This is a genomic window from Nonomuraea sp. NPDC003709 (genome assembly GCF_040610775.1).
Taxonomy (GTDB): domain Bacteria; phylum Actinomycetota; class Actinomycetes; order Streptosporangiales; family Streptosporangiaceae; genus Nonomuraea; species Nonomuraea angiospora_A.
The window spans coordinates 1-1,311 of the sequence record NZ_JBEXMW010000096.1 but is presented as its reverse complement, the minus strand read 5'-3'; the positions used below and the strand labels follow the sequence as shown (position 1 = coordinate 1,311).

The following is a 1,311-nucleotide window of genomic DNA, read 5'->3' as shown; positions in this document are numbered from 1 at the left end:
ACAACCTATGCTCAAATGAGTGATTTTAATAAGAATACAAATAAAAATGGCACGCAATCGGGAACTAAGTCAAGTCCGCCTAGCGACCATAAAGTAAATAGATCATCAAAAAGGAATAAAAGATAGGAGTTCAGGATGGCTAAAAATAAAAGAAGCATAGACAACAATCGTTATATTATTACCAGTGTCAATCCTCAATCACCTATTTCTGAACAATATCGTACGATTCGTACGACCATTGATTTTAAAATGGCGGATCAAGGGATTAAAAGTTTTCTAGTAACATCTTCAGAAGCAGCTGCAGGTAAATCAACCTCGAGTGCTAATATAGCTGTTGCTTTTGCACAACAAGGTAAAAAAGTACTTTTAATTGATAGTGATCTTCGTAAACCGACTGTTAACATTACTTTTAAAGTACAAAATAGAGTAGGGTTAACCAATATTTTAATGCATCAATCTTCGATTGAAGATGCCATACAAGGGACAAGACTTTCTGAAAATCTTACAATAATTACCTCTGGTCCAATTCCACCTAATCCAGCGGAATTATTAGCATCTAGTGCAATGAAGAATTTGATTGACTCTGTGTCCGATTTCTTTGATGTTGTTTTGATTGATACTCCACCTCTCTCTGCAGTTACTGATGCTCAAATTTTGAGTAGTTATGTAGGAGGAGTGGTTATTGTTGTACGTGCCTATGAAACAAAAAAAGAGAGTTTAGCAAAAACAAAAAAAATGCTGGAACAAGTTAATGCAAATATATTAGGAGTTGTTTTGCATGGGGTAGACTCTTCTGACTCACCGTCGTATTACTACTACGGAGTAGAGTAATTGGAATAAACTTGAATCAAATAAAAGACAGAAATTTGTAGAAGAGGAGAGCAAATGATTGATATTCATTGCCATATTTTACCGGGTATAGATGATGGAGCTAAAACTTCTGGAGATACTCTGACAATGCTGAAATCAGCAATTGACGAAGGGATAACAACTATCACTGCGACTCCTCATCATAATCCTCAATTTAATAATGAATCACCGCTTATTTTGAAAAAAGTTAAGGAAGTTCAAAATATCATTGACGAACATCAATTATCAATTGAAGTTTTACCCGGACAAGAGGTGAGAATATATGGTGATTTATTAAAAGAATTTTCTGAAGGAAAGTTACTGACAGCAGCAGGCACTTCAAGTTATATATTGATTGAATTTCCATCAAATCATGTGCCAGCTTATGCTCAAGAACTTTTTTATAATATTCAATTGGAGGGACTACTACCTATTTTGGTCCACCCTGAGCGTAATAGAGGA

General features: G+C 34.9%; 2 protein-coding genes. Both read left to right on the top strand.

Going from position 1 to position 1,311, the window contains the following annotated elements:
• Positions 1–135: 135 nt before the first annotated feature.
• Complete coding sequence (locus ABZX61_RS65865; RefSeq protein ID WP_300883823.1) at positions 136–831, top strand: polysaccharide biosynthesis tyrosine autokinase; 696 nt, start codon at positions 136–138, stop codon at positions 829–831.
• A gap of 54 nt (positions 832–885) precedes the next feature.
• A partial coding sequence (locus tag ABZX61_RS65860) for a CpsB/CapC family capsule biosynthesis tyrosine phosphatase (protein ID WP_355213274.1) occupies positions 886–1,311 on the top strand: 426 nt, incomplete at its 3' end.